General features: G+C 69.3%; 26 protein-coding genes. 19 read left to right on the top strand and 7 right to left on the bottom strand.

Features of this window, described 5'->3' with window-relative positions; all coding sequences use genetic code 11:
- The first annotated feature begins 401 nt into the window (after positions 1-401).
- The gene (locus ABZ887_RS04795) at positions 402-1,565 is read left to right on the top strand and encodes a hypothetical protein (RefSeq protein WP_361282932.1); all 1,164 of its coding nucleotides are present in this window, start codon (positions 402-404) and stop codon (positions 1,563-1,565) included.
- A 177-nt stretch (positions 1,566-1,742) separates the two neighbouring features.
- Here the strand turns inward: ABZ887_RS04795 and ABZ887_RS04790 are convergent, their stop codons facing one another.
- The 3 genes from ABZ887_RS04790 to ABZ887_RS04780 all read right to left on the bottom strand — a co-directional run bounded on the left by ABZ887_RS04790 (position 1,743) and on the right by ABZ887_RS04780 (position 2,954).
- On the bottom strand, positions 1,743-1,940 hold the full coding sequence (locus ABZ887_RS04790) for a hypothetical protein (protein ID WP_361282930.1): 198 nt from the start codon (positions 1,938-1,940) through the stop codon (positions 1,743-1,745).
- Positions 1,937-2,554, bottom strand: coding sequence for a hypothetical protein (locus ABZ887_RS04785; RefSeq protein WP_361283361.1), 618 nt, complete (start codon positions 2,552-2,554; stop codon positions 1,937-1,939). The genes ABZ887_RS04790 and ABZ887_RS04785 overlap by 4 nt, the downstream gene beginning before the upstream one ends.
- 88 nt (positions 2,555-2,642) lie before the next feature.
- Positions 2,643-2,954 carry a WhiB family transcriptional regulator gene (locus tag ABZ887_RS04780; RefSeq protein ID WP_361282928.1) on the bottom strand — a complete coding sequence of 104 codons (312 nt, stop codon included), beginning with the start codon at positions 2,952-2,954 and terminating at the stop codon, positions 2,643-2,645.
- 257 nt (positions 2,955-3,211) lie between these two features.
- Here ABZ887_RS04780 and ABZ887_RS04775 point away from each other — a divergent pair, with 257 nt between their 5' ends.
- The 5 genes from ABZ887_RS04775 to ABZ887_RS04755 all read left to right on the top strand — a co-directional run bounded on the left by ABZ887_RS04775 (position 3,212) and on the right by ABZ887_RS04755 (position 6,022).
- Positions 3,212-3,682, top strand: a complete 471-nt coding sequence (locus ABZ887_RS04775) for a helix-turn-helix transcriptional regulator (protein WP_361282926.1) — start codon at positions 3,212-3,214, stop codon at positions 3,680-3,682.
- A gap of 376 nt (positions 3,683-4,058) precedes the next feature.
- A complete protein-coding gene (locus ABZ887_RS04770) occupies positions 4,059-4,472 on the top strand; it encodes a hypothetical protein (protein ID WP_361282924.1) in 414 nt (137 codons plus the stop codon).
- Positions 4,473-4,617: 145 nt separating this feature from the next.
- A complete protein-coding gene (locus tag ABZ887_RS04765; protein ID WP_361282922.1) occupies positions 4,618-5,217 on the top strand; it encodes a phage tail protein in 600 nt (199 codons plus the stop codon).
- Positions 5,218-5,321: 104 nt separating this feature from the next.
- Positions 5,322-5,612 (top strand): hypothetical protein, encoded by a 291-nt coding sequence (locus ABZ887_RS04760; protein ID WP_361282920.1) that lies wholly within the window; start codon positions 5,322-5,324, stop codon positions 5,610-5,612.
- 65 nt (positions 5,613-5,677) lie between these two features.
- Positions 5,678-6,022 (top strand): hypothetical protein, encoded by a 345-nt coding sequence (locus ABZ887_RS04755; protein WP_361283359.1) that lies wholly within the window; start codon positions 5,678-5,680, stop codon positions 6,020-6,022.
- Between the two features lie 62 nt (positions 6,023-6,084).
- Here ABZ887_RS04755 and ABZ887_RS04750 read toward each other — a convergent pair whose 3' ends face one another.
- Positions 6,085-6,864 carry a hypothetical protein gene (locus ABZ887_RS04750; protein ID WP_361282918.1) on the bottom strand — a complete coding sequence of 260 codons (780 nt, stop codon included), beginning with the start codon at positions 6,862-6,864 and terminating at the stop codon, positions 6,085-6,087.
- A gap of 404 nt (positions 6,865-7,268) precedes the next feature.
- Between ABZ887_RS04750 and ABZ887_RS04745 the strand changes: the two genes are divergently transcribed.
- A complete protein-coding gene (locus ABZ887_RS04745) occupies positions 7,269-7,466 on the top strand; it encodes a hypothetical protein (RefSeq protein ID WP_361282916.1) in 198 nt (65 codons plus the stop codon).
- Between the two features lie 231 nt (positions 7,467-7,697).
- Here ABZ887_RS04745 and ABZ887_RS04740 read toward each other — a convergent pair whose 3' ends face one another.
- Positions 7,698-8,198 carry a DUF3592 domain-containing protein gene (locus tag ABZ887_RS04740; protein WP_361282914.1) on the bottom strand — a complete coding sequence of 167 codons (501 nt, stop codon included), beginning with the start codon at positions 8,196-8,198 and terminating at the stop codon, positions 7,698-7,700.
- Positions 8,199-8,234: 36 nt separating this feature from the next.
- Here ABZ887_RS04740 and ABZ887_RS04735 point away from each other — a divergent pair, with 36 nt between their 5' ends.
- The 12 genes from ABZ887_RS04735 to ABZ887_RS04680 all read left to right on the top strand — a co-directional run bounded on the left by ABZ887_RS04735 (position 8,235) and on the right by ABZ887_RS04680 (position 18,725).
- A complete protein-coding gene (locus ABZ887_RS04735; RefSeq protein WP_361282912.1) occupies positions 8,235-9,050 on the top strand; it encodes a hypothetical protein in 816 nt (271 codons plus the stop codon).
- Positions 9,051-9,077: 27 nt separating this feature from the next.
- Positions 9,078-10,268: a phage tail protein gene (locus tag ABZ887_RS04730; protein WP_361282910.1), complete on the top strand. Its 1,191-nt coding sequence runs from the start codon at positions 9,078-9,080 to the stop codon at positions 10,266-10,268.
- Positions 10,265-11,515 carry a tape-measure protein gene (locus ABZ887_RS04725; RefSeq protein WP_361282908.1) on the top strand — a complete coding sequence of 417 codons (1,251 nt, stop codon included), beginning with the start codon at positions 10,265-10,267 and terminating at the stop codon, positions 11,513-11,515. The genes ABZ887_RS04730 and ABZ887_RS04725 overlap by 4 nt, the downstream gene beginning before the upstream one ends.
- 29 nt (positions 11,516-11,544) lie before the next feature.
- Positions 11,545-12,465, top strand: a complete 921-nt coding sequence (locus tag ABZ887_RS04720; RefSeq protein WP_361282907.1) for a phage tail protein — start codon at positions 11,545-11,547, stop codon at positions 12,463-12,465.
- A gap of 43 nt (positions 12,466-12,508) precedes the next feature.
- Positions 12,509-13,726 carry a hypothetical protein gene (locus ABZ887_RS04715; RefSeq protein ID WP_361282906.1) on the top strand — a complete coding sequence of 406 codons (1,218 nt, stop codon included), beginning with the start codon at positions 12,509-12,511 and terminating at the stop codon, positions 13,724-13,726.
- A gap of 126 nt (positions 13,727-13,852) precedes the next feature.
- The gene (locus ABZ887_RS04710) at positions 13,853-14,875 is read left to right on the top strand and encodes a hypothetical protein (protein ID WP_361282904.1); all 1,023 of its coding nucleotides are present in this window, start codon (positions 13,853-13,855) and stop codon (positions 14,873-14,875) included.
- Positions 14,876-14,904: 29 nt separating this feature from the next.
- The gene (locus tag ABZ887_RS04705; protein ID WP_361282902.1) at positions 14,905-16,032 is read left to right on the top strand and encodes a hypothetical protein; all 1,128 of its coding nucleotides are present in this window, start codon (positions 14,905-14,907) and stop codon (positions 16,030-16,032) included.
- A complete protein-coding gene (locus tag ABZ887_RS04700; RefSeq protein WP_361282900.1) occupies positions 16,032-16,733 on the top strand; it encodes a hypothetical protein in 702 nt (233 codons plus the stop codon). The genes ABZ887_RS04705 and ABZ887_RS04700 overlap by 1 nt, the downstream gene beginning before the upstream one ends.
- A gap of 61 nt (positions 16,734-16,794) precedes the next feature.
- Positions 16,795-17,184, top strand: a complete 390-nt coding sequence (locus tag ABZ887_RS04695; RefSeq protein ID WP_361282898.1) for an ATP-binding protein — start codon at positions 16,795-16,797, stop codon at positions 17,182-17,184.
- 171 nt (positions 17,185-17,355) lie between these two features.
- Entirely contained in the window at positions 17,356-18,231 is an 876-nt protein-coding gene (locus ABZ887_RS04690) for a peptidoglycan-binding protein (protein ID WP_361282896.1), read from the top strand.
- 16 nt (positions 18,232-18,247) lie between these two features.
- Complete coding sequence (locus tag ABZ887_RS04685; RefSeq protein ID WP_361282894.1) at positions 18,248-18,475, top strand: hypothetical protein; 228 nt, start codon at positions 18,248-18,250, stop codon at positions 18,473-18,475.
- The gene (locus ABZ887_RS04680; protein WP_361282892.1) at positions 18,462-18,725 is read left to right on the top strand and encodes a hypothetical protein; all 264 of its coding nucleotides are present in this window, start codon (positions 18,462-18,464) and stop codon (positions 18,723-18,725) included. Before ABZ887_RS04685 ends, ABZ887_RS04680 begins: the two co-directional genes overlap by 14 nt.
- A 66-nt stretch (positions 18,726-18,791) precedes the next feature.
- Here the strand turns inward: ABZ887_RS04680 and ABZ887_RS04675 are convergent, their stop codons facing one another.
- Together ABZ887_RS04675 and rpoB are read right to left on the bottom strand one after the other, a co-directional pair.
- Positions 18,792-22,691 (bottom strand): DNA-directed RNA polymerase subunit beta', encoded by a 3,900-nt coding sequence (locus ABZ887_RS04675; RefSeq protein WP_361282890.1) that lies wholly within the window; start codon positions 22,689-22,691, stop codon positions 18,792-18,794.
- Positions 22,692-22,792: 101 nt separating this feature from the next.
- Positions 22,793-26,278 carry a DNA-directed RNA polymerase subunit beta gene (gene rpoB / locus ABZ887_RS04670; RefSeq protein ID WP_361282888.1) on the bottom strand — a complete coding sequence of 1,162 codons (3,486 nt, stop codon included), beginning with the start codon at positions 26,276-26,278 and terminating at the stop codon, positions 22,793-22,795.
- Between the last annotated feature and the right edge of the window lie 43 nt (positions 26,279-26,321).

Raw genomic sequence — 26,321 nt, 5'->3', positions numbered from 1 at the left:
TGCCGCAAGGCAGAAGGGGGCGCGGATCGCGGTGGCCGCTTCGTCACTCCGGTGCGGTTTGAAGGCACGCACGAGGGTCAGGGCACACCCCAGGCACAAGGTCTGAGCGTACCTAGCGCAATCACTCCGGTCAAAACAAAAGGACGGGGACCGGTTGTGGGGGGCGTGAGCTGCGGTTTTGGGGGTGGGTTCCGATATACCACGCAGACGAACGACACGCGAACGGAAGGGGGCGCGGGGTGTCGAGCCTGTGCGAGGCTGATCAGATCTTCTGATCGCCGGGTGCCTGCAGCGCCCCTTCAGGGGCGTGGGGAACTGCGCGATCAACCACAACGCACCTGCGGCCGCCCAACGACCACGCGCGGCACTTCCATCGGCGTTCTTCAGGGGGCATCACGGTCATGAGCACAGCTCAGAGCAGTACCGCGACGACCACCGAGCCGGCCCCACGGCCTCAGAGACTTCGCCTCCCCCCGGCCGCCCGCCCCTACCTCCCGCCCCTCGCCCTCTACGGCGCCGCCAAGCTCACCGGCCTCCTGGTCTTCGCCTGGCTGCTGACCTACGCCGGCGACTACCGCCAGAAGGACCCCCGCTTCGGCGGCGGCGCCCACTGGTGGGACGTCCTGTCCACCTGGGACGGCTGGTGGTACCTCCAGGTGGCGCAGAAGGGCTACCACCCCGAGCCGCTCAGGCCGCTCGCGCCGGGTGGCCAGTTCACCGCCGAACAGAACTCGGTCGCCTTCTTCCCCCTCTATCCCGGCCTGGTCCGAGCGGTCTCCGAGATCACCGGCATCGGCCTCTACGGCTCCGCGATCCTCGTCTCGGTGCTCTCCTCCTTCGTGGCGGCGGCCGGCATCTACGCGGTGATCGCGATGCTCGCCGGGACCCGGGCCGGGACCGTCGCGGCCGGCCTGTGGGCCGTGGCCCCCGCCGCCGGCGTCGAGTGGGCGGTCTACACGGAGTCCCTGTTCGTGGCGATCGCCGCCTGGACCTGCCACGCCGTGATGAGGCGCCGCTGGGTGGCGGCGGGCCTGCTCGCCTTCCTGTCCGGCCTGAGCCGTCCGACGGCGGCCGTCCTGATCGGGGCGGTCGGCCTGGCGGCCCTGGTGACGCTGGTGCGCCCGGGCAGCCGACGCGAGCAGGGCGTCGCGGCCCCGCTCTACGCGGCGATCGCGGCACCCCTCGGTCTCCTCACCTACATCGTCTGGGTGGGCTGGTCGATGGGGGACCTGGGCGCGTACTTCTCCCTCCAGCACCAGGCCTGGGCCCACTACTTCGACTTCGGCGCCTACACCCTGGACGTGCTGCGGAACGTGGCGGTGGGGCACGGCGACTACCTCTTCGCCTACTCCGTCCCGGACCTGATCGCCGTCCAGGTGGTGGTGGCACTGCCGTTCCTGGTCGCGCTCATGCTGCGGAAGCGGCCGCCACTGGTGCTGACGGCCTACGCCCTCGCCTCGATCGTGACGATCCTCGGCACCAGCAGATGTTCGGGAACACCCCGCGCTACCTGCTCCCCGTCTTCCCGCTGCTGCTGGCCCCGGCCGCGGCGATGGCCCGGCTGAGGTGGCCGAGCCTGGTGGTCTTCTTCTCGACGGCCGCGGTGGCGTCGGGGTGGTACGCGCACTACGTGATCTTCGAGTTGGGGATTCCGTAGGGCGTGCGGACCAGGGGCCGGCGCCGGAGTGGCACCCGCCCCTGATCCGCCGCGTCCGCCACGTCCGCCACGGGCGCTACGTCCGCTACGGGCGGCGGGCGGCCGCGCGTTCCGCCGCGAAGACGTCCTCCAGGCGGAAGAGCGCGGCCCGGCCCGCCTTGCCGGCGGCCGTGAGGTGGCCCAGCTGGACCCACTTGCGGATGGTCGCGGGGGCGACGCCGGCCTCCTGGGCGGCGAGCGGACCGGGGATGAGCGTGGGCGGCCCACCGGGAGCGGACGTCATCGGTGGCTCCACTCCCCCTCGTCCCAGGTGTGCCGGTAGGCCGGATCGTCGTGGCAACCGCAGTCGGGGTCGGCGCACCGGCAGGCCGGGTTGACGCAGAGGACGGCGGCGCGGTCCGGGAAGGCGCGCAGCGAGACGGAGTCGCACCAGGGGCAGCGCCCGGAGACGCGGACGACGGTCTCGGTGTCGCCCAGGGCGCGGGCGCAGCGCCGGGCCATCCGGCGGGTCTCGTCCCGGACGTGGGCGGCGAGGACGGGGTCGGCGGCGATGCCGTCCAGGAGCCCGCCGATCCGGCGCAGCCGCTCGGGCACGGCGGCGCGGCGGACCCGGGGCAGCCCGAGCCGGTCCCGTACCGCCTCTTCCAGCTCGACGACCCCGTCGGTGATGTCGCGGATGGTGTCGGAGATGTGCAGCCGCAGGGGTGCGGCGCTGTGACCGGGGGCGACGAGTCCCTGGGCCTGCTGGAGGAGCAGGGCCTCGGCGCGCTCCGCGCGGAGCCGGTCGGCGAGGTCCGCGGAAGGCGGGGCGGGTGCCGGACGGTGGGCCGGGGAGGCGCTGCGGCCGGGGGCGAGCTCGACGGCCAGCTCGGGGAACTGCTGGAGGAGCAGGCCGATCCAGAGGGCGGCGTTGTCGGCGGCGCGGCCTTCGGAAGGTGAAGGTGCCGGGGGCGTACGGGGGTGACGTGCCGGAGTCGTACGGCGGTCAGGCAACGGAGCCTCCGCGGCGCAGGGCGCCCTGCACGACCGGGCTCTGCATGGCCGGGAGGAGCCGGGCGGGGATCTCGACCGGGCGGCCCCGGCGCCAGAGCCGGCCACCACAGACGCCGTCGAACCAGTTGTCGGCGGGGGCGACGGCCTCCTCGCAGGCGCGCCGGACCGGGCAGCGGGTGCAGGCCCGCAGGGCGGGGGCGGCCTCCGTGACCTTCTTCGAGAAGACGACACGGGGCGGGAGCCCGGTGCAGGCGGCCGTGGCCTGCCAGGCGGGCGGTGGGCATGAGGTGCCGGTGAGCGACATGGGGCCTCCCAGGGTGGCTCGGGTGGGGCTGGTGTGAGACGAGCGCCGTCCAGACTTACAGATTGCGCGCGCGCTCGCAACAAATATGCCAGTGACCCTTTCGGAAGATCACGGAAGGATCGGGACCACCCGGGCAGTCATCGCCACCCGACCTCCCCGTATCGCACGGACTTTCCTCGGTGCTTGCACGAGAGCACGTAATTCTGTGCGCGCAAGCAAGCTAAACTTGCTGCCCTCCAAAGGAAGCGAGCCCTCAGATGACCAGCCAGGATCTGGACGCGTTCGCCGCGTGGGTCGAAGACCTGATGCGCAACCGCGGCTACGACATCGACAGCCCACGCGGCGGCGGCAAGTCGCGGATAGCGGACGAGGCGGGGATCCACCGGGCCGCCGTCACCCGCCTGCTGCAGCGCCAGAGCATGCCGGACCTGGAGACCACGCGCAGGCTCGCGCGCGTGCTGGGCGTCCCGGTCCGCGAGATGCTCATCCGCTCCGGCCGCCTCACGGCGGAGGAACTCGCCGACCCGCACGACTACTTGGCCGCACCGGCACCGAGCGCGGAGTTCGCCCGCCGGCCCACGCTGGAGGAGGTGGCCGATCTGCTGGGGGTGCCGGCGGACCGACGGGAGATGTTCGTGCGGGTGGTGGAGCAGTTCCTGCCGAACGACGCACCGGACCAGGAGGAGCACCGCCCGCTGGCGGACGCGGCAACGACGACCGCGGACTGAGCTCCCCCTCCGTCGCCGGACGCGCCATCGGAGGACACCTGCGGGCCGACGGGTGTTTCTTCACGGGGGTGGCGCGGAACGCCCCGAAGCTGAACGCCCCGAAGCAGAGCGCCCCGAAGCAGAGCACCCCGAAGGGGCGCGAGGAACTGCGCGACCAGCCACACACCACCCGCAGCGAACACCCCACCCCAGGCCCCATCCCAGACCCCCACCCCAGGCCCCTCCCCCAGGCCCCTCCCCCAGCCCCTTTTCGATCACCCAGAGATTTAGTTGCGTGCGCGCGCGCTCTCTGTCACAGTTGGTGCAGCGGCGGAGCTGTGCCCGGCGCCCCGCCCCCTCCGCACGCATCCCACCCGCTGCCCCGAGGTGATCCGGCATGACCACACCCACCCCACCCGCGTCGTTCCCCGACGTGGAGGCCATGATCGTCGACGTCCTGAAGGACGACTCCCGCCTCTCCGGCGCCACCGTCGCCGTACAGGCGACGACCGGCTTCGACGGCACGACCGCCGCCGTCTTCGTGAACCGCCGCGGCGGCGCCTGGGTCGGCGAACGCCACGTCGACCAGCCGCTGATCGAGCTGGAGGTGTACGGCCCGACGAAGCAGGCCGCGCACGTCCTGGCCAACGACGCCCGCCAGATCCTGCTGTCGATGGCCGACCACCGCTACGGCACGAACCTCGTCACGGAGGTCGAGGAGCAGGACGGCCCGCGCTGGCTGCCCGACTACCTCTACTCGGCCGCCAACCGCTACGTCACCGTGATGAAGGTGTACGTGGACGTCTACTGACCGACCGGCCGGACGCTCCACCCCACAGACCGAAGGCCCCGCCACCCCGGCGGGGCCTTCGTCGTACCCGGACACCGCCGGATACGGCACCCCACCCGGACGACAACCCGGAACAACAACCCGGAACAACTAAGGAGAAACCACCATGGCAGGAACCAACTCCTCCGAGATCCGCATCGCCGGCGCAGGCCGCCTCTACGTCGCCACCGCCGACACCAAGGTGCCGACGACCTTCTCCACCGACACCGCCACCGACTGGGCGAGCTGGAAGAACCTCGGCTTCACCTCCGGTGACGGCGTCACCTTCTCCAAGAAGGACAAGCTGGAGCCGGTCGACGTGTGGCAGGCCGTCAGCCCGGTGCACTTCGTGTACTCGGACCGCGACCTGACCCTGAAGTTCTCGCTGATGCAGTTCAACGAGGACACGCTGCCGTTCTTCATGGGCGGCGGCACGGTCGACGCGGTGACGGGTTCGACCGGCGTCTACAAGTACGACATCGCCGACCGCCCGTTCGCCGACGTGCGCGCCCTCGGCCTGGAGTTCACGGACGTCAAGGCGAGCGACGGCACCACCGTCACCTACCGCTTCGGCATCCCGCGCGGCCAGGTCACCGCGGCCGACGACATCAAGCTGGCCCGCAAGTCCGCGGCCCAGCTCGGCATCACCTACACGGCGATGGCCGCCGCCGACGGCTCGGCGCTGGCCAGCTTCGTGATGAAGGACTCGGCGTACGCCGCTTCCTGACCCGCCGGGGTGGGACGGACCTGCCCGTCCGTCCCACCCCGGACCCGCACCACACCCCCCCGCTCCCCTCTTTCTCTGCTCGTTTCTCTGTTCAAGGAGTCACCGTGGCCCGTTTCGACGTCAACGCCGCCCGCGCCCAGCGCCTCGAAGCCCTCGGCCGTACCTGGTCGTTCGAACTCGACGGCGAGAGCTACACCCTGCCCACCGAGCTGACCCGCGCGACCGCGAAAGCCCTGCGCAAGCTCGACGACAACGACGTGGACGGGCTGCTGCGCCTGCTGCTCGGCGAGAAGCAGTTCGGCCGCTTCGAACAGCACGAGGTCACCATGCAGGACATCGCCGCCGTCCTGGAGGCCTACGGCAAGGAGACCGGGCTCGGCCTGGGGGAAGACTGAGCCTCGTCGGGTTCGTGGACGAACACGCCGAGGCCCTCGAAGCGGACCTGCTCCGCTACTACGGCATCGACCTGCTCGACTGGCACCGCGAGACACTGTCCGCCCGGCGTCTCGCGCTGCTCGTCAAGCACCTGCCGCGGGACAGCGCGCTGAACAGGGAGCTGTACGGCGAGGCCGCCGAGTGGTCGGTCTCCGACCATCTCCTCGCCGCCGCGGTGGACCATCTGGCGGCCGCGAACTGGATGTTCGCCAGCGTCAACTCGGAGGAGGGCGACCAGCCGGAGCCGCCGGCGCCGGTGCCGAGGCCGTCGTACGACGACGGGGAGGCGCCGGTGGCCGAACCGGCCCCGGAACCGGCCCCCTCCGGCGCGACACCGTCGGCCGTGCAGCTGGCCCGCTTCTTCGGCTGACCACGCGGTACGGCGGCCCGGACAGGCTGCTCGTCCCGCACGGGCTCCTCGTCCCGCACGGGCTACTCGTCCCGGCGCCGGCTCGGGGCCCGGCCCTCCAGCTCGTCCGCGAGGGCCCGGGCCTTGTCGGAGAGCCGGGTGCCGGGCGCGTCGGCGGACTCCTGCTGGGCCCGGTCCTCCGCCCGACGCCCCTTGTCCCGGCCGCCGCCCGGACCGTCGCGCTTCAGCGGAGGCACGCTGGGCCGCCCGTTCCGCCGTACGACCGAACGCCGTTCGGCGGCGGCCGGCACCACCCGCTTCTCCCGCACCTCGCGGGCGGACAACAGGGTGTCGGCCCCGGGCCCGGCGCCCGGACCGCCATCGATGTCATCCATGTCCTCGATGTCATCCATGTCCCCGACGTCCTCGATCTCGTCGACGATGCCGTCCCACGGCGTCCCGTCCGCGACCGACCGCTCCCGTTCCCCGCGCTGCTCTACCCGCGTCAATTCGGCCGGAGGACGCAGAAGTTGGACGTACGGCAGCGGAATGACCTCACCGCCGCGCTCCCGCTCCCCCTCCGTCCGGCGGGCGCGCCGGGGCCGGTGTCCGCTCCGGGCGTCCTCCTGCCCCTGGAGATAGGCAGCGGTGATCCGTTGCTCGTACGCCCGCCGTACGGCAGGAAGCTGCTCGTCGACCACGTCGGCCCAGCCCGCGCTGTAGGCGGCCGTCTCCCGCCGGTCGAGCTCACCGCGCGGCAGGATCACCAGGTCCTGGGGCTCGTGACCGAGACTCAGGACCAGCTCGGAGAGACGAGCGATGAGATGTGGCAGATCATCGGCCTGTTCCAGCCAGTCGATCACGTGTCGTTGCCGCGCGCTGCTCGCGTCCCCGTCCACCCCGTAGGCCTTGCTCTCGTCCCTGCCCCCATCGCGCCCCCCGCGCGAGGACGGCCGCCCGGTGGCCGTCCACCGTCGTATGACAGGCCTTCAGGTCCGTTGTCAGGCCACACCGTTCACTTTCGATTCACCGACGGGAGAACGGGCGGATCCTACTCCACGTGTCTGACACAACATCCACTGCACCCTCGCAACGCCGCAGGTCCGGACCGGGTAGCCACGGAGAGTGAAACAAAACGGCTTCGCCAAACACGGAGCGACACCAACAGATTACTCGTACACTAGTTCGAACGGACGCTTCGAGCGCGTCAGGAGCGCACACCTGTACCACCAGCCCAGCGGACAGACCGGAAAGCAGGCCGACAGACATGGCGACTGGCACGAGCAACTTCCCGCAGCAGCCGATCGACACCTACTCCCGTCTCGCCCACCTCCTGCACTCCCCCGCGCCCGACCGCGAGGCACTGCTCGACCGGCTGTACGAGGAACTGCTCACCCGCGAGTCCCGCGCCTACGCGGCCGGCTGGACGGACGCGCTGACGGAAGCCCGCCGCGGCCACCGCTGACCCGCACCGCGACCGAGGAACAGCCGCACCGCGGCCCCGCCGCAGCGGCGCAGGGAAGGCCGGCGCCGGAGCGATCAAGGGCACCACGGAAATGAAGAAGTAGCGGACTTCCACTTTCTCTCATCCGCGATGGCAACTCGAACAAAGGGCGCCCAAGGGGCACCCCGGGCGCAGAAGGGTTCGTGTTCGACCGGCACGACCGTGAACCGTCAGCGGATCGATACCGGTCGGTCAGAAGAACGGGCGAGACAGGGCCACCATCACGATTCCCGCGACGAACAGCGTCAGCCCGCCGTAGCCCATCAGAAAGACCGTCAGACGTTCGCCGCGATAGTCGATGTCCTTGCGGGCCCCGGTCCGCGCTCGCGTCGGCTTTTCCGGGTCGTAGATGACGGGCACCACGTCGCCCGGCGAACCGACCGGCTCCAGCATCACTTCTTCGAACTCGGCCACAGGCTCGGCATCGGGCAGACAGACCTGGAAGTGGAGACGCACCTGTCCGCCTGCCGGCTCCGAACGACGGACGGTCGCCTCCCCCTCCACACCGTCCCGCTCCAGCTTCCGCAGGCGTCGATACACCCAGAAACTGTTCAGCTGAATGAGCAGACCGCAGGTCCCCAGGAATATGAAGAATATTCCCAGAAGATCGATCGCACCGCCTGGCCTCACCGGAAATCCCCCTTCAAAACACCCCTCGATCGCCGGTGAAATTAAACAGCGATCAGTGGACAAAGTCAACCCTTCGCCATCATTCCGAACGAGGTGGAAATGGCCAGCGACTCGAACACTCAAGTCCTGGAGAAAATCGCCGAACTGAAGAAAGACATCAGCACCGTAAATACCACACTCAACACACACGTAAAAAGCGGGGACGGTCTGAACAAAAAGGATAAAGAGGATATCCTCAAGGCCATCAAGGGTGGCCCGGATGACGAGCAGAAGTCCGGCTGGGCGGCGTTCTTCGAGTCCATTGGACTGAAGGACGTGATGGACGCCTTCAAGCAGCTGAGCGGCTGGAGCGTGACCGTGCTCGCGATCGCCGCCGGAATCGCCTTCCTCAAGGACAGGTTCCTGAACTACGGCGCCATTCTCAACTCGATCTGGGAAAAGCTGACCGGAAAGATATGGAGTATCGGGGACGGGGGACTCCCGACCCAGCAGACGCGCGCTCAGACGGAGTCCAACAATGCCGTCTCCATCAACCCGCACAACATCCAGCCGCAGCTCCTGAATGATCTCAGGACCGCACTCTCCGGACTCCCGCCGAAAATCCACGCCTTCAACTCCGAGATGGCGGGGATGAAGTCCGCAAGCACGATCAAAAAAATCTCCGATGCCATCGGGAAGCTGGCGGAAAAACTGGATCCGGACCCCACTCGAACCATCAAGGACGTGGCGGGGGCCGTCGGGGGACTCGACACGAAGCTCCAGTCCTTCGACCACGACAAACTCCCGAAGGCGGCGACGCTTCGAGCCATCTCCGACGCGGCCAAGGACCTCAGTCGCAACGCCGACAACGTGAAGAGGATGTTCCAGGACCTTGGAGTCGCGTTCACCGAGACCGCAAACCGTATCGGCGCCTGACCCCGTTCTCTCCGAAGGAGGTGTCCCATGAGTTTCGTCAGTTCCCTGAAGAAGGCGTCGGGTTCCCTGGAGGACTTCAAGTCCAAGGCTTCCGGTGCCGGTACCGCGGCCAGGGGGATCGGCAGTGACAGCCAGAAGAGTGCCGGTCAGCTGAAGGCGCTGAAGACGGCCGCCGACGGGTCCGGGAAGGAGTTGAAGGATCTCAGGACCGCGTCGGACCAGGCAGAGAAGTCGCTCGGCAAGGCCGGCAAGACCGGTACCAGTGCCGGGAAGAACCTCGGGAAGTACGAGTCCGGGGCGAGCAAGGCGGCCAAGGGCCAGGACAAGATGAACAAGTCGATGAAGGGCAACTTCTTCGGCCTGCTCATGCAGTTGCTGCAGCCGCTCATCGACAAGGTCATCGACATGGTGACCAACTCGAAGACCATGCAGAAGGTCCTGAAGCAGGCCTTCGAGGTCATCAAGACCGTGATCAGCAACGTCATGAAGGCCATCGAGCCGATCATGAAGAACGCCGGCAAGCTGATCAAGTCGGTCTGGAGCGGCATCAAGACGGCGATCACCAACGTCGTGAAGGCCGTCGCCACCGTCATGCGTACCTACGTCACCATGTGGAAGACGATCATCAGCGTCGCCCTCAACGCGATCCGCTCGGTCGTCTCCGGGGTGTGGAAGGGCATCAGGAACGTCATCTCGCCGGTGGTCGGCTGGATCAGGTCCGCGATCCCCAACGCCTTCCAGGCCGTGAAGGACCGGCTGTCCAGTGCCTGGGGCGGCCTCAAGGGCATCGCGAGCCGCGCCTTCGACGGCATCAAGGGCGCGGTCCGCGGCCCGATCAACGGGGTCATCGGGATCATCAACTCCGCGATCGGCGCCCTCAACGGCATCCACGTCTCCATCCCGGGCTGGGTCCCGATGGTCGGCGGCAAGACCTTCGGCGTCAGCCTGCCGAGGATCCCGGCGCTGGCGACGGGCGGTGTCGTCCTGCCCCGCTCCGGCGGTGTCCCGGCGCTGCTCGCGGAGGCCGGCGAGGCGGAGGCCGTACTGCCGCTCAGCAAGCTCGACCGGCTGCTGAAGCGGGCGGCCGCACGGGGCACCGTGAACGGCACCGCCGCCACCGGTGGCGCGCTGCACATCGAGCACTACCACGCGGCCGAGACCAGCAGCCCGCAGCGCACCGCCGACGCGCTGATGTTCCTGGCGAAGGCGCGCGGATGAGCAGCGCGGTCGTGCGCAACCCGTTCAAGGGGGCCGTGCCCGTCCTGCGTTCGTTCCGGACCAACGTGGAACAGTCCCAGTCCGGGCTGCGGTCCTTCTCCGATCACGTCAGGGCCGCCGACGACGATCTCAGCCGCGTCGGAGGCCCGGCCGGCCAGAGCGCCACCGCCGTCCAGAAGATCAGGACGAACGCCGGCGCCTCGGCCCGTTCGGTCGCCAGGGCCGGGCAGGCCGCCACCGGATCGGCCTCGGGCATCAGGTCCGTCGCCAGCGGGGCAAGGAGCTCGGGGAAATCCCTCGGCAGGCTCAAAGCCGGGCTCGGCGGCGTCTTCGCCGTCGTCGGTGCGCTCATCTCCGCCTCCGGCGTCCTCGGCGGTCTCCTCGACACCTTCGGCACCGCCATGACCATCGGCTCCGGCGTGATGATCGTCGTCAACGCGCTCACCCGCGCCAACCCCATCGGCTTCGTCACCGGTCTGCTCCTCCCGGTGGCCGGCTGGCTGCTGGACATCGCACTCAACTCCGAGACCGGGCAGCGGCTCATGGACCAGCTCGCCAAGCTGCTCCTCCAGTACGTCCAGAGCTACCTGACCATCCTCACCCCGGTCCTCAAGGCCATCGCCGGCGCGGTGAACACGTACGTCACCGGGTACCTCGCCCTCATCACCGGCGTCCTCTCCGCCCTCGGGACCCTCATCGGCACCGGCTTCGCCGTCCTCAAGGCGCTCACCACCGGCGACACCCGGGCGCTGAGCGGCAGGGTGTCGGCGGTGTGGCAGGGGCTGAAGAACGCCGTGCGGCCCGTGCTGGACTGGATCACGAAGGACATCCCCCGCGGCTTCACCCGGGTCAGGGACGCCACCTCCCGCACCCTCACCGCGATGGGGCAGTTCGTCACCACCGGCGCGCAGACCGTCGCCGGCGTGATCAAGGGCCCGATCCAGGGGCTCGTGGCCTTCGCTAACTGGGTGATCGACGGGCTGAACAAGCTCAGCTTCAGCTTCTTCGGCAAGAAGTTCGGCGTGCACCTGAGCAGGATCCCGATGCTGGCGGAGGGCGGGGTCGCCGTCCCCGGCGCGGCCCGGCCGGGCAAGGTACTCCCCCTCACCGCCCTCGCCCGCAGGCACCCCACTCCGGCGGCCCGGCACCCGCACCGCATCGAGGAGTTCCGCGAGAGTCACGGCGCCGGTGCCCACGCCACCGCGACCGACCTGCTCTTCCTGGCCGCCGCGCATGCCTGCGCATGACGGCACCGACGACAGTGAGGTGAAGGCCGATGGCCGACCTGACCACAACCGCATACACGGAGGACGTTCCCCCCGGCTCACTCATCACCCGCGACGGGCAGATGCAGTGGGCCGGACTGCTGCTGGGCCCCGGCACGCCGTACGAGATCGGCAGTGACGGGCTCACCGGCTGGGAGGACCTCCCGGACTACGACACCACCGACGCCGACCACCCCACCGCGCACGGCGCCTGGCCGGGCGCGCGGTACGCCAAGCCCCGCAAGGTCGGCGGCACGCTGTGGACCGTACCGCCGTCCGACGACACCGCCTCCTACCTCTCCGCGACGCGCGCCCTGCGCCAGGCCCTGCTCCTCGGTGACCAGGAGCGCTGGCTCGCGGTGCGGCTGCACGGCGAGACCCTCGCCGTCCGGGCCCGGGTCAGCCAGCGGGTGCTCACCACCGACCGGACGTACACCACCCAGGGCGTCGCCAAGGCGTCCGTGCAGTGGTACGCCACCGACCCGCGCCGCTACGCCGTCGACGAGCAGGCGGCCGTGACCGGCGCCCCGCAGCCGGAGAGCGGGCTGACCTGGCCGCTGACCTGGCCGCTCTACTGGGGGCAGGCGGCCTCGACCGGTGACGTCGGCGCCGACAACACCGGCTCGGCCCCGACCCACCCGGTCCTCACCTTCACCGGGCCCTGCGCCAACCCGACCGTCACCGACCGGACTTCGGGCCGCAGGCTGCGCTACGAGATCCAACTCGCCGCCGGTGACGAACTGGTCGTCGACACCGCGGAGGGCACCGTCACCCTCAACGCCACCGCCTCCCGCCGCCACACCGCCGCCGCCGACAGCAGCCCCGAGGAACTGTTCGCCTTCGAACCGGGCCAGGCCCAGCTGGCGTTCCGCCCCGACACCTACGACACCGGCGCCCGGCTCGCCGTCCGCTGGCGCTCGGCGGAGTGGTGACGAACCCCCGCGCCCGAGCCACGAGACCACAGGAGACCCGCACATGAACCTGCGCAGCTCATGGGTGGCCGAGACCGGCCAGACCCGCGAGGACACCCGGCTGACCCAGCTGGGCGCGACCACCCCGGTCAACCCCCTCGAAGTCCGCTCCGGCATCCTGCCGGGGTCCTACGACGGCCTCTACCGGATGTCCGGCTTCTGGACGGAGGGCACCTCGGGGACCATGAAGGCCACCGTCCACGAGGGCCGGGCGGTCATCGCGGCCGGCGCCACCCAGGGCGCCTACCCGGTCACCCTGCCGGAACCCGCGAGCCTCACCTTCGCCGACGGCGACGCCGCCAACCCCCGCATCGACCTCGTCGTGCTGCGGATCTACGACTCGCTGTACGACAACTCCGGGCAGACCAAGCCGGCCCTGGAGATCGTCAAGGGCACCCCGGCCGCCATCCCGGTCGCGCCCGCCGTCCCGGCCATCGCGCTGCCGATCTACCAGGTCAGGGTCCCCGCCGGGGCCAGCGCGGGAAAGGGCGGCCTCGACTGGGCAACCGTCCTCACCGACCTGCGCACCCCCACCGTGGCGGTCGGCGGCATCCTGCCGGTGTACGGGGAGACCGGCAACGGCGCCTATCCGGGCCAGTACCGCGACTCCGGCGGCGCGCTGCAGCGCTGGGACGGCTCGGCGTGGGTGTCGTACCCGAGCGCGCTCGGTGGCATCGCCCCGGCCGGCACGGTCACCACCGCGAGCTACACCGGCCAGTACCGGGACTCGTCCGGCGGGCTGCTGCAGCGCTGGAACGGCTCGGCGTGGGTGTCGTACCAGCCGGTGCCCAGCTGGACCGACTACACGCCGGTCTGGGGCGCCGAGTCCGGCACCGCGCCCACGATCGGCAACGGCACGCTCGCCGGGTCGTACGTGAAGACGGGCACGGTCGTGCACGTCCGGATCTATCTGAAGATCGGGTCGACGACCAACCTCTCCGCCCAGGCCACCGACGGCAACTGGACGTTCTCACTGCCGGTCGCGCCGGTCTCCACCGCGTGGAAGCTGGACGGGCGGGTGCTGGCCGCGGAGGCGTTCGACTCCTCCGCGTCGCTGATGTACCAGGGCAGCGGCCTGCTCGCGACGACGAGCGGCGGCATCGTCCGCTCCCTGCGCGACACCCTCGATTTCAGCAACGGTCTCTGGGACAAGTCCCTGCCCTTCGTCTGGGCCACCGGTGACGTGCTGTCCATCCACGGCACCTACGAATCCGCTTCCTGACCAAGGGAGTTGCCCTCACCACCGCGTTCGTCGCCCCGCAGATCGCCCAGGTCAGCACGGTCGTCCTCGCCGGCAACGACGAGTACCCGGCCGGCTGACCTTCCCTCCCCCACCCAGGAGTTCACCATGCCCGTACGCTCCGGCTGGCTGTCCCCGGACGGCCAGACCCGTGAGGACACCCGGCTCATCGCACTCGGCGCCCTCACCCCGACCTCCACCGTGGCCACCCGCTCCGGCATCCTGCCGGGCTCGCCCGACGGCCAGTACCGGATCTCCGGTTTCACCCTCACCGGTGCCACCGGCACCATGACCGCCACCGTCAGCCCCGGCCGGGCCGTCGTCCAGGGCACCGACGCCCAGGGCGCCTACCCGGTCGCACTCACCGAGTACCTGCAACTCGTCTTCGCCGCCGGCGACGCCCAGTACGGGCGGATCGACCTGGTCGTGCTGCGCGTCTACGACGACGTCTACGACGGCTCCGGCCGCACCGAGGCCGCCGTCGAGATCGTCCAGGGCACCCCCGCCGCCTCGGCGGCCGTCCCCGCGACACCGGCCCTGTCGATCCCGCTGTACCAGGTCACCGTTCCCAAGGGTGCGAGCGCCGGGGCCTCCGCCATCGACTGGACCGCCGGGATCATCGGAACGCGGACCGCCACCGTCGGCCTCGGCGGCATCCTCCCGGTGACCACCGACACCAGCAACGGCGCCTACCCGGGCCAGTACCGGGACGCGGGCGGAGTGCTCCAGCGCTGGTCCGGTACCGCCTGGGCCGACTACCAGCCGCCCCTCGTGGTGGAGACCACCACGACCGGCGCCACCGCGACCGGCAGCTGGACCCTGGCGTCCTTCGCCGCCCGGCGCACGCGTGGGGTCTGCTCGTTCACCCTCTCCTTCAGCCGCACGACGAGCAGCCTCACCGCGACCGCGGCCGGCACCACCAACCCGGGCAACGTCGCCGACGAACTGATGGGCACACTGCCCTCCGGCTGGCGCCCGGCGGTCGACAGCTACGCCGTCGTCACCGACGGATACGCGAGCGGTGCGGCCCGGATCGCCACCGACGGCTCCGTCTACCTCATCGCCTGGGCGACCAGCGGCGTGATCCAGGTCGGCAACAACGTCCGCGTCTGCACCTGCTTCGTGCTCTGACCACCGCCCGGCCAAGGAGCTGACAGCCCATGACCACGGACACGCCCTACCGGGCGATCTTCTGCGACCTGCTCACCGACAGCACCATCGACATCCTGCCGCTGCGCGACGTCACCGTCGACGACTACATCGGCAAGGCCGGCTCGCTCTCCGGCACCATCCCCGTCCCGAACACGGAGATGGCCGCCCGCGTCCGCCGTATCGAGGAGGGCCGCACCTCGGTCTACCTCCAGCGCGGCACCGACCTGTGGTGGGGCGGGATCATCTGGACCAGCACCCTGCAGAGCGACGACCAGGGCATCCTCACCCTCGGCATCCAGGCGGCGACCTTCGACTCGTACGCGGGACGGCGGCTGCTCCGGCCCACGTACCTGGACAAGGCCACACTCTCCTTCACCGACACGGACCAGCTGGCCATCGCCCAGGGCCTGTGGACCGACATGCAGACCGCGCTGGACGGCGGGAACATCCTCGTCGACGTCGGCACCGAGACCTCCGGCGTACTGCGCACGGTCAGCTACCAGGACGGCGACGAGACCTCCTACCAGGACGCCCTCGACTCGCTGGCCGCCCTGGGGGACGGCTTCGAGTACCACATCACCGTCTACACCGACCCGGTCTCGGGGCGCCGGCGGCGCCGCCTGGTACTGGGCCACCCGAGGATCGAGACCGGCTCCACCCCCCTGGTCCTGGACCGGCCCGGCACGATCCTGTCGTACTCCTTCCCGCGCGACGCCACCCGCGGCGGCACCACCGCCCGGGCCCGGGGCGCGTCCGTCAACACCAACCAGGCCGCGGAGTCCCGGCCGTTGGCCTCCGACGTCGCAGTCGCCCTGGAACTGATCGACGGCGCGGGCTACCCGCGCATCGACCTGTCATCCGACCACAACGACATCACCGACCAGGACACCCTGAACGCCCTCGCCCGCACCGAACTGGCCGCGGCCACCGGCGCGGTGGTGATCCCCGAGATCAGCGTGCGGCTCGACGGCCTGGTGCCGACCGCGCTGCTCGGCCGTACCGCGCGTATCCGGATCACCGACGAGTGGTTCACCGAGGGCCTCGACGCCGGCTACCGGATCATCGGCGTCAAGGTCAGCCCGGCCCAGCGCGGCCGCCCCGACACCGCCGAGCTCTACCTGGAGGAGGCCGCCTGATGCCCCAGCTCCCCGAAGACATCATCGACCGGCTGACCCAGATGGAACGCCGCATCCAGCAGCTGTCCACGGCCGTCAACAGCCGGCCCGCGCTCAACACGGTCTCCGGCGGCGCCCTCTCGGTCGGACCGGCCCAAGGGCCGGCCATCTTCCGGGTCGGCAACTGGAACGGCACCGAGTACCAGATGGAACTCCGGCGCCAGACCGGCCACCGGGCCATCAGCATGTACAACGGCGACGGCACCTCGTCGTCGGAACAGCCGCTGCGCATCTACGACTCCGCCGAGCGCGAGATCTTCTCGGACGACATCGGTGCCGGCGGGATCGCCCGGCCCTGGCTGAACATGCTGCCGCCGCAGGACACGGCCGTGGCCCGCTGGCCGCAGACCACCACGACCGGCAACTTCACGACGATCGCCATGTCCTACAACGTCGTCTGGCAGCCGAACATGCGGCTGCTGGTCAACACCCGGGCCAGCTCCGGCGCCACCGGTCAGGTCAGGGTGCTGGTCAACAGCGCCGTGTGGGGCGGCGTCGCCGACACGCCCGCGGACTTCGACTACTCGGGCCCGATCAGCTCCGACTTCGCGTCCGTCTACAACACGCTGGTCAAGGTCGAGATCCAGGCCGTGGTCACCAGCACCACCTCCGGCGGCATCGTCTACGCCAACCCCGTGCTCATGTACGGCCGCCAGACCTGAGCCACCGCCGAAGACCCGAAGACCGGAAGCCCTGAGAACCGGAAGAAAGGACACCCTCCCCATGGACATCGACACCACCCAGCCCTGGGGCCTCGCCATCGACTTCGCCGGCCGGGCCACCATCACCGAGTCCGGCCACACCGTCTACGTCAAGGTCTCCGACACCAGCCTGAGCGACATCATCGGCCCGGACTCGATCACCGGCACCTACTCGCCCGTGAACATCACCGCCCAGCTCACCGAGTCCGGCACGAACAACTCGGTGCTGCGCGGCGTCGGCCGCATCACCGTCTCGCCGGCCGGCACCGACCCGGTGGTCCCCGACCAGACCGCGATCCGGCGCGCGGTGGCCGCGGCCCTCACCAACTTCGACCAGAACGCGGCGGCCTACACCGCCCTCTGCACGAAGTGGACCCCCACGAGCACCGACCCGGACGACACCGCCCCGTAAGAGGCACAGCCGCCTTATGCGGCGCAGCCACCCTTTTGGCGGCGCAGCCGCCGTCTAGGGGCGCGGGGAACTGCGCGACCAGCCCCCACCGCCCCGCACCCCGACCACCACCCGAGCCGCCCACCCCGGCCCGGGTTTTTTCATGCCCACCAAGCCCAGAAGGACCCGCCCATGGCCACACCCCTCTCCGCCGACGCCCTCCTGTCGGCCCTCCAAGCCGAAGGCGTCACCGTCGTCGAACACGACGGCTGGCGCACCCACAACCGCGCGGGCCACGGCGCCTGGGGCCCGGTGAACGGCGTGATCATCCATCACACCGTCACCTCCGGCACCACCACCTCCGTGAGCATGTGCTTCAACGGCCGCTCCGACCTCCCCGGCCCGCTCTGCCACGGCGTCATCGCCAAGGACGGCACGGTCCACCTCGTCGGCAACGGCCGCGCCAACCACGCCGGCAGCGGCGACGGCGACGTCCTGCAGGCCGTCATCGACGAGAGCGCCTCGCTCCCCGCCCCGAACCAGAACGACACCGACGGCAACGTCCACTTCTACGGCTTCGAGTGCGTCAACCTCGGCGACGGCAAGGACCCCTGGCCCGACGTCCAGCTGGACGCCATGGTCCGGGCGTCGGCCGCGCTCTGCCGGGCGCACGGCTGGAGTGCCCGCTCCGTGATCGGCCACAAGGAGTGGACGAACACCAAGATCGACCCCAAGGGCTTCGCGATGGCCGACTTCCGCAGCCGGGTCGCCGCCCGGCTGCAGCCGAAGACCTCGCCCGGCACGCCCGCCACGCCCGCCTACCAGCCCTTCCCCGGTGCCGAGTGGTTCCGGAAGAACCCGAGGTCGGCGATCGTCACCGCGATGGGCAGGCGGCTGGTCGCCAACGGCTGCTCCGCGTACGCCGACGGCCCCGGCCCGCAGTGGACCGACGCCGACCGGGCGTCGTACGCCAGGTGGCAGCGCAGGCTCGGCTACACCGGCGCCTCGGCCGACGGCTGGCCGGGGGCGAAGTCCTGGGCGGCGCTCAAGGTGCCCCACAGCTCCTGAAAGGCAGGATTCCCCCATGTCAGAGGCCGCCAAGCACACCCTCCGTACCGTCGTACAGACCGCTGTCGGCCTGTGCGTCCTGCTGCCGGCGGTCGTCGACACCGCCGGCATCCCGGACACCCTGCCCTGGGCCGCCGGCGCGCTCGCCGTCGCCGCCGCGGTCACCAGGGTGATGGCCGTGCCCGCCGTACAGGCGCTGCTGCCCTCGTGGCTGCGGACGGGAGGTGCCGATGACCGACCCTGATCCGAACGACCCGATCACCGTCGCCCTGGAACTGGAGCGGCTGCGCGGCACGCTGGAGGCCGGGTTCGCCCGGGTCGACGGCTCTCTCGCGCTGCTCGTCCAGCGCAGCGACCAGACCGACCGGCAGCTCGCCGACCACGAGCAGCGGCTGGACGCCCTGGAGCGGACGCGGTGGCCGCTGACGAGCATCGGCGCGCTCGCCGCCGTGGCGACGGTGGTCGTCACGGCGCTGGAGATCACCGCACGCTGACACAGCACAACGCCGAAGGGCGGCCACCCCGTACGAAACGGGGTGACCGCCCTTCAGAACCAACTACTACTGGTTGTACGGACCGTAGTCGTAGTCCTCCAGCGGAACGGCCTGGCCGGAGCCGGTGCCGAACGGCGAGTAGTCGATGTCGTCGTAGCCGACGGCCGAGTACATCGCGGCCTTCGCCTCCTCGGTCGGCTCGACCCGGATGTTGCGGTAACGGGACAGACCTGTACCGGCCGGGATGAGCTTACCGATGATGACGTTCTCCTTGAGGCCGATGAGGCTGTCGGACTTGGCGTTGATCGCCGCGTCCGTCAGCACTCGGGTCGTCTCCTGGAAGGAGGCGGCCGACAGCCAGGACTCCGTCGCCAGCGAGGCCTTGGTGATACCCATGAGCTGCGGACGACCCGAAGCCGGGTGACCGCCCTCCTGGACCACACGACGGTTCTCGTGCTCGAACTTCGAGCGCTCGACCAGCTCGCCGGGCAGCAGCTCGGCGTCGCCGGACTCGATGATCGTCACGCGGCGCAGCATCTGCCGGATGATGATCTCGATGTGCTTGTCGTGGATCGACACACCCTGCGAGTTGTAGACCTTCTGGACCTCGCCGACCAGGTGGACCTGGACGGCACGCTGACCCAGGATGCGCAGCACGTCGTGCGGGTTGGTGGCACCCACGGTGAGCTTCTGGCCCACCGAGACGTGCTCGCCCTCGCTGACCAGGAGTCGGGCGCGCTTCGAGATCGGGAACGCCGTCTCGTCGCTGCCGTCGTCCGGCGTGATGACGATCTTCTTGGTCTTCTCGGTCTCCTCGATACGGACACGGCCGTCCGCCTCGGAGATCGGGGCGACACCCTTCGGGGTACGGGCCTCGAAGAGCTCGACGACACGCGGCAGACCCTGGGTGATGTCGTCACCGGCCACACCACCGGTGTGGAAGGTACGCATCGTCAGCTGGGTACCGGGCTCACCGATGGACTGGGCGGCGATGATGCCGACCGCCTCACCGATGTCGACCAGCTTGCCGGTGGCCAGCGAGCGGCCGTAGCACATGGCGCAGGTGCCGACGGCGGACTCACAGGTCAGGACCGAGCGGGTCTTGACCTCCGAGACGCCACGGGCCACCAGCTCGTCGATGAGGACGTCACCGAGGTCGGTGTTGGCCGGGGCCAGCACCACGCCGTCCACGACGATGTCCTCGGCCAGCGCACGGGCGTACACGCTGGTCTCGACGTTCTCCGCCTTGCGCAGCACGCCGTCCGCGCCGACCTCCGCGATGTGCAGCTTGAGGCCGCGCTCGGTGCCGCAGTCCTCCTCGCGGATGATGACGTCCTGCGAGACGTCCACCAGACGACGGGTCAGGTAACCCGAGTCGGCGGTACGCAGGGCGGTGTCGGCGAGACCCTTACGGGCACCGTGCGTGGAGATGAAGTACTCGAGGACGGACAGGCCCTCACGGAACGAGGCCTTGATCGGACGCGGGATGGTCTCGTTCTTCGCGTTCGACACCAGACCACGCATACCGGCGATCTGCCGCATCTGCATCATGTTTCCTCGGGCACCCGAGTCAACCATCATGAAGATGGGGTTGGTCTTGGGGAAGTTCGCGTTCATCGCCTCGGCGACCTCGTTGGTCGCCTTGGTCCAGATCGCGATGAGCTCCTGCGTGCGCTCTTCCTTGGTGATCAGACCGCGCTCGTACTGCTTCTGGACCTTCTCGTCCTGCGCCTCGTACCCGCGGACGATCTCCTTCTTCGCCTCGGGAACGACGACGTCGGAGATGGCCACGGTGACACCGGAACGGGTCGCCCAGTAGAAGCCGGCCGCCTTCAGGTTGTCGAGCGTCGCCGCCACGATGACCTTGGGGTAGCGCTCGGCCAGGTCGTTGACGATCTCGGAGAGCTGCTTCTTGCCCACCGAGTAGTCGACGAACGGGTAGTCCTCGGGCAGCAGCTCGTTGAAGAGCGCGCGGCCCAGGGTGGTGCGCAGCCGGAAGGTGTCACCGGTCTGGTACTCCGGCTCGCCCTCCTCGACGACCGGCGGGGTCCAGCCGCGCGGCGGGATGGTGCCCACCGGGAAGCGGATGTCGATCGGCGACTGCAGCGCGAGCTCGCCGGCGTCGAACGCCATGATCGCCTCGGCCGTGGAGCCGAAGGACCGGCCCTCGCCCTTGGTGTCACGCAGTTCGCCGTCGGTGGTGAGGAAGAACAGACCGAGGACCATGTCCTGGGTCGGCATCGTCACCGGACGGCCGTCGGCGGGCTTGAGGATGTTGTTCGAGGACAGCATCAGGATGCGGGCCTCGGCCTGCGCCTCCGCGGACAGCGGCAGGTGCACGGCCATCTGGTCACCGTCGAAGTCCGCGTTGAACGCGGTGCAGACGAGCGGGTGGATCTGGATGGCCTTGCCCTCGACCAGCTGCGGCTCGAAGGCCTGGATGCCGAGGCGGTGCAGGGTGGGCGCACGGTTCAGCAGCACCGGGTGCTCGGCGATGACCTCTTCGAGGACGTCGTACACGACGGTGCGGCCGCGCTCCACCATGCGCTTGGCGGACTTGATGTTCTGCGCGTGGTTGAGGTCCACGAGCCGCTTCATCACGAACGGCTTGAAGAGCTCCAGCGCCATCGCCTTCGGCAGACCGCACTGGTGCAGCTTCAGCTGCGGACCGACGACGATCACGGAACGCGCGGAGTAGTCCACACGCTTGCCGAGCAGGTTCTGACGGAAACGACCCTGCTTGCCCTTCAGCATGTCGCTGAGGGACTTCAGCGGGCGGTTGCCGGGACCGGTGACCGGGCGGCCACGACGGCCGTTGTCGAACAGCGCGTCGACGGCCTCCTGGAGCATGCGCTTCTCGTTGTTCACGATGATCTCGGGCGCACCGAGGTCGAGAAGGCGCTTCAGTCGGTTGTTGCGGTTGATCACACGGCGGTACAGATCGTTCAGGTCGGAGGTCGCGAAGCGGCCACCGTCCAGCTGCACCATCGGGCGAAGGTCCGGCGGGATGACCGGCACGCAGTCCAGCACCATGCCCTTGGGGCTGTTGCTGGTCTGCAGGAACGCGGAGACGACCTTCAGGCGCTTGAGCGCACGGGTCTTCTTCTGGCCCTTGCCGGTACGGATGATCTCGCGGAGGCGCTCGGCCTCCTCGTCGAGGTCGAAGGACTCCAGGCGCTTCTGCAGCGCCGCGGCACCCATCGAGCCGTCGAAGTACGTGCCGAAGCGGTCACGCAGCTCGCGGTAGAGGAGCTCGTCGCCCTCCAGGTCCTGGACCTTGAGGTTCTTGAAGCGGGTCCACACCTCGTCGAGGCGGTCGATCTCGCGCTGCGAACGGTCGCGCAGCTGCTTCATCTCGCGCTCGGCACCCTCGCGCACCTTGCGGCGCACGTCGGCCTTGGCGCCCTCGGCCTCCAGCTCGGCCAGGTCGCTTTCCAGCTTCTTGGCGCGGGCCTCCAGGTCGGCGTCCCGGCGGTTCTCGACCTGCTGGCGCTCCACGGAGACGTGCGCCTCCAGGGAGGGCAGGTCGCGGGTACGACGCTCCTCGTCGACGTACGTGATCATGTACGCCGCGAAGTAGATGACCTTCTCGAGGTCCTTGGGGGCCAGGTCGAGCAGGTAGCCCAGCCGGCTCGGGACACCCTTGAAGTACCAGATGTGCGTGACGGGCGCGGCCAGCTCGATGTGGCCCATCCGCTCACGGCGCACCTTGGCGCGGGTCACCTCGACGCCGCAGCGCTCACAGATGATGCCCTTGAAGCGGACGCGCTTGTACTTGCCGCAGTAGCACTCCCAGTCCCGGGTGGGGCCGAAGATCTTCTCGCAGAAGAGCCCGTCCTTTTCCGGCTTGAGGGTGCGGTAGTTGATGGTCTCGGGCTTCTTGACCTCGCCGTGGCTCCACTGACGGATGTCGTCAGCGGTGGCCAGGCCGATCCGGAGCTCGTCGAAGAAGTTGACGTCGAGCACTATGCGTCAATCCCTCTCAGGGTTGTGAGTCTTTGGTCTGAACGGGGGCCTGGGGGTCGGCGGGGGCCTCACACGGTGGTGAAGCCCCTACCGGACTCCCGTCAGACCTCTTCGACGCTGCTCGGCTCGCGCCGGGACAGGTCGATGCCGAGCTCCTCCGCAGCGCGGAAGACGTCCTCGTCGGTGTCACGCATCTCGATGGACATACCGTCGCTGGACAGCACCTCCACGTTCAGGCAGAGCGACTGCATCTCCTTGATGAGGACCTTGAAGGACTCGGGGATGCCGGGCTCGGGGATGTTCTCGCCCTTGACGATGGCCTCGTAGACCTTCACGCGGCCGGTGACGTCGTCGGACTTGATGGTCAGCAGCTCCTGGAGGGCGTAGGCGGCGCCGTACGCCTCCAGCGCCCACACCTCCATCTCGCCGAACCGCTGGCCACCGAACTGGGCCTTACCACCCAGCGGCTGCTGGGTGATCATCGAGTACGGGCCGGTCGAACGCGCGTGCAGCTTGTCGTCGACCAGGTGGTGGAGCTTGAGGATGTACATGTAGCCGATGGAGATCGGGTCCGGGAACGGCTCACCGGAACGGCCGTCGAACAGCCGCGCCTTGCCGGTCGGCTGCACCAGGCGGTCGCCGTCGCGGTTCGGGATGGTGTGCTGGAGCAGACCCGCCAGCTCGTCCTCGCGGGCACCGTCGAAGACCGGGGTGGCGACGTTGGTGCGCGGGGCGACCTGGTCGGCGCCGATGACCTGGAGCCGCTGGGCCCAGTCGTCGGCGAGACCGGAGACGTCCCAGCCTCGGCTGGCGAGCCAGCCGAGGTGGATCTCCAGGACCTGTCCCGGGTTCATTCGGGACGGCACACCGAGCGGGTTGAGGATGATGTCGACCGGAGTTCCGTCCTCGAGGAACGGCATGTCCTCGATGGGAAGGATCTTCGAGATGACACCCTTGTTGCCGTGGCGGCCGGCGAGCTTGTCACCGTCGGTGATCTTGCGCTTCTGCGCGACGTAGACGCGGACCAGCTGGTTCACGCCCGGCGGCAGCTCGTCGCCCTCCTCGCGGTCGAAGACGCGCACACCGATGATCTTGCCGATCTCGCCGTGCGGCACCTTCAGCGAGGTGTCACGGACCTCACGGGCCTTCTCACCGAAGATCGCACGGAGCAGGCGCTCCTCCGGCGTCAGCTCGGTCTCACCCTTGGGCGTGACCTTGCCGACGAGGATGTCACCGGCGACGACCTCGGCACCGATCCGGATGATGCCGCGCTCGTCGAGGTCGGCGAGGACCTCCTCGGAGACGTTCGGGATATCCCGGGTGATCTCCTCGGGGCCGAGCTTGGTGTCACGGGCGTCGACCTCGTGCTCCTCGATGTGGATCGAGGAAAGGACGTCGTCCTGCACGAGGCGCTGCGACAGGATGATCGCGTCCTCGTAGTTGTGACCCTCCCACGGCATGAACGCCACGAGCAGGTTCTTGCCCAGGGCCATCTCGCCGTTCTCGGTGGCCGGACCGTCGGCCAGGACCTGGCCCTCGATGATCCGGTCGCCCTCGTCGACGATGACCTTCTGGTTGACCGAGGTGCCCTGGTTGGAGCGGGCGAACTTGGCCAGGCGGTACGTGATGTACGTGCCGTCGTCGTTGGCGGTGGTGATGTAGTCCGCGGAGACCTCCTGGACCACACCCGCCTTCTCGGCCTTGACCACGTCGCCGGCGTCGACGGCGGAGCGGTACTCCATGCCGGTGCCGACGAGCGGGGACTCGCTCTTGATCAGCGGCACGGCCTGACGCATCATGTTCGCGCCCATGAGGGCACGGTTGGCGTCGTCGTGCTCGAGGAACGGGATCATGGCGGTCGCGACCGACACCATCTGGCGCGGCGAGACGTCCATGTAGTCCACGTCGTCACCGGCGACGTAGTCGACCTCGCCGCCACGGCGGCGGACCAGGACGCGGGCCTCGGAGAAGCGCATGTCGTCGTTGAGGCCGGCGTTGGCCTGCGCGATGACGAAGCGGTCCTCCTCGTCGGCGGTCAGGTAGTCCACCTCGTCGGTGACCTGGCCGTCGACGACCTTGCGGTACGGGGTCTCGACGAAACCGAACGCGTTGACGCGACCGTAGGAGGCGAGCGAGCCGATCAGACCGATGTTCGGGCCTTCGGGGGTCTCGATCGGGCACATGCGGCCGTAGTGCGACGGGTGCACGTCACGGACCTCGAAGCCGGCCCGCTCACGGGAGAGACCACCCGGGCCAAGAGCCGACAGACGGCGCTTGTGGGTGAGACCCGACAGCGGGTTGTTCTGGTCCATGAACTGGGACAGCTGGCTGGTGCCGAAGAACTCCTTGATGGAGGCGACGACCGGCCGGATGTTGATCAGGGTCTGCGGCGTGATCGCCTCGACGTCCTGGGTCGTCATGCGCTCACGGACGACGCGCTCCATACGGGCCAGACCGGTGCGGACCTGGTTCTGGATGAGCTCGCCGACGCTGCGCAGACGACGGTTGCCGAAGTGGTCGATGTCGTCGGTCTCGACGACGATGGTCGTGCCGCTGTCACCGACCGTCTCGGTCTCGCCGGCGTGCAGCTTCACCAGGTACTTGATCGTCGAGATGACGTCCTCGACGGTCAGGACGCCCGCGTCGAGCGGAGCCTCCGCACCCAGCTTCTTGTTGACCTTGTAGCGGCCGACCTTGGCGAGGTCGTAGCGCTTCGGGTTGAAGTACAGGTTCTCGAGCAGCGTCTGCGCGGCCTCACGCGTGGGGGGCTCGCCCGGACGCAGCTTGCGGTAGATGTCGAGCAGCGCGTCGTCCTGGCCCTGGGTGTGGTCCTTCTCCAGGGTGGCGCGCATCGACTCGTACTCGCCGAACTCCTCGAGGATCTGCTCGGTGGTCCAGCCGAGCGCCTTCAGGAGGACGGTGACGGACTGCTTGCGCTTGCGGTCGATACGGACACCGACCATGTCGCGCTTGTCGATCTCCATCTCCAGCCAGGCACCCCGGGACGGGATGATCTTGGCGGAGAAGATGTCCTTGTCGGACGTCTTGTCGATGGAGGAGTCGAAGTAGACACCGGGCGAGCGGACCAGCTGCGACACCACGACACGCTCGGTGCCGTTGATCACGAAGGTGCCCTTGTGCGTCATGAGCGGGAAGTCGCCCATGAAGACCGTCTGGGACTTGATCTCGCCGGTCTCGTTGTTGGTGAACTCGGCCGTGACGAAGAGCGGGGCGGCGTACGTGAAGTCGCGCTCCTTGCACTCGTCGATGCTGTTCTTCGGCGGCTCGAAGCGGTGGTCGCGGAACGTCAGCGACATCGACCCGGAGAAGTCCTCGATCGGGGAGATCTCCTCGAAGATCTCCTCCAGACCGGACTTGGTGGGGACGTCCTGACCGGACTCCAGAGCCTCCTCGACCCGACTCTGCCAGGCGGTGTTCCCGAGCAGCCAGTCAAAGCTCTCGGTCTGCAGCGCGAGCAGGTTGGGAACCTCGAGAGGCTCCTTGATCTTTGCAAAAGAGATGCGCAGCGGGGCAGTGCTGGCGCCGTTGTTCATATTCGCGTTCGAGGCAGTGCGCGAGGCGGCCAAGAGGGGGTCCTTCCGAGGGCTCGGACTCACTACGCGCTCCCCG

The organism is Streptomyces sp. NPDC047061, assembly GCF_040643955.1.
In the GTDB taxonomy this organism is placed as follows: domain Bacteria; phylum Actinomycetota; class Actinomycetes; order Streptomycetales; family Streptomycetaceae; genus Streptomyces.
The sequence above is the reverse complement of the archived record's forward strand: the minus strand, read 5'-3'. Positions and strand labels throughout refer to the sequence as shown.

What these genes read in the sequence shown, in the direction of transcription:
- ABZ887_RS04795 (WP_361282932.1), top strand. Translation starts at nt 402, where the DNA reads ATGAGCACAGCTCAGAGCAGTACCGCGACGACCACCGAGCCGGCCCCA.
- ABZ887_RS04790 (WP_361282930.1), bottom strand. Translation starts at nt 1,940, where the DNA reads ATGACGTCCGCTCCCGGTGGGCCGCCCACGCTCATCCCCGGTCCGCTC.
- ABZ887_RS04780 (WP_361282928.1), bottom strand. Translation starts at nt 2,954, where the DNA reads ATGTCGCTCACCGGCACCTCATGCCCACCGCCCGCCTGGCAGGCCACG.
- ABZ887_RS04775 (WP_361282926.1), top strand. Translation starts at nt 3,212, where the DNA reads ATGACCAGCCAGGATCTGGACGCGTTCGCCGCGTGGGTCGAAGACCTG.
- ABZ887_RS04770 (WP_361282924.1), top strand. Translation starts at nt 4,059, where the DNA reads ATGACCACACCCACCCCACCCGCGTCGTTCCCCGACGTGGAGGCCATG.
- ABZ887_RS04765 (WP_361282922.1), top strand. Translation starts at nt 4,618, where the DNA reads ATGGCAGGAACCAACTCCTCCGAGATCCGCATCGCCGGCGCAGGCCGC.
- ABZ887_RS04745 (WP_361282916.1), top strand. Translation starts at nt 7,269, where the DNA reads ATGGCGACTGGCACGAGCAACTTCCCGCAGCAGCCGATCGACACCTAC.
- ABZ887_RS04735 (WP_361282912.1), top strand. Translation starts at nt 8,235, where the DNA reads ATGGCCAGCGACTCGAACACTCAAGTCCTGGAGAAAATCGCCGAACTG.
- ABZ887_RS04730 (WP_361282910.1), top strand. Translation starts at nt 9,078, where the DNA reads ATGAGTTTCGTCAGTTCCCTGAAGAAGGCGTCGGGTTCCCTGGAGGAC.
- ABZ887_RS04725 (WP_361282908.1), top strand. Translation starts at nt 10,265, where the DNA reads ATGAGCAGCGCGGTCGTGCGCAACCCGTTCAAGGGGGCCGTGCCCGTC.
- ABZ887_RS04720 (WP_361282907.1), top strand. Translation starts at nt 11,545, where the DNA reads ATGGCCGACCTGACCACAACCGCATACACGGAGGACGTTCCCCCCGGC.
- ABZ887_RS04715 (WP_361282906.1), top strand. Translation starts at nt 12,509, where the DNA reads ATGAACCTGCGCAGCTCATGGGTGGCCGAGACCGGCCAGACCCGCGAG.
- ABZ887_RS04710 (WP_361282904.1), top strand. Translation starts at nt 13,853, where the DNA reads ATGCCCGTACGCTCCGGCTGGCTGTCCCCGGACGGCCAGACCCGTGAG.
- ABZ887_RS04705 (WP_361282902.1), top strand. Translation starts at nt 14,905, where the DNA reads ATGACCACGGACACGCCCTACCGGGCGATCTTCTGCGACCTGCTCACC.
- ABZ887_RS04700 (WP_361282900.1), top strand. Translation starts at nt 16,032, where the DNA reads ATGCCCCAGCTCCCCGAAGACATCATCGACCGGCTGACCCAGATGGAA.
- ABZ887_RS04695 (WP_361282898.1), top strand. Translation starts at nt 16,795, where the DNA reads ATGGACATCGACACCACCCAGCCCTGGGGCCTCGCCATCGACTTCGCC.
- ABZ887_RS04690 (WP_361282896.1), top strand. Translation starts at nt 17,356, where the DNA reads ATGGCCACACCCCTCTCCGCCGACGCCCTCCTGTCGGCCCTCCAAGCC.
- ABZ887_RS04685 (WP_361282894.1), top strand. Translation starts at nt 18,248, where the DNA reads ATGTCAGAGGCCGCCAAGCACACCCTCCGTACCGTCGTACAGACCGCT.
- ABZ887_RS04680 (WP_361282892.1), top strand. Translation starts at nt 18,462, where the DNA reads ATGACCGACCCTGATCCGAACGACCCGATCACCGTCGCCCTGGAACTG.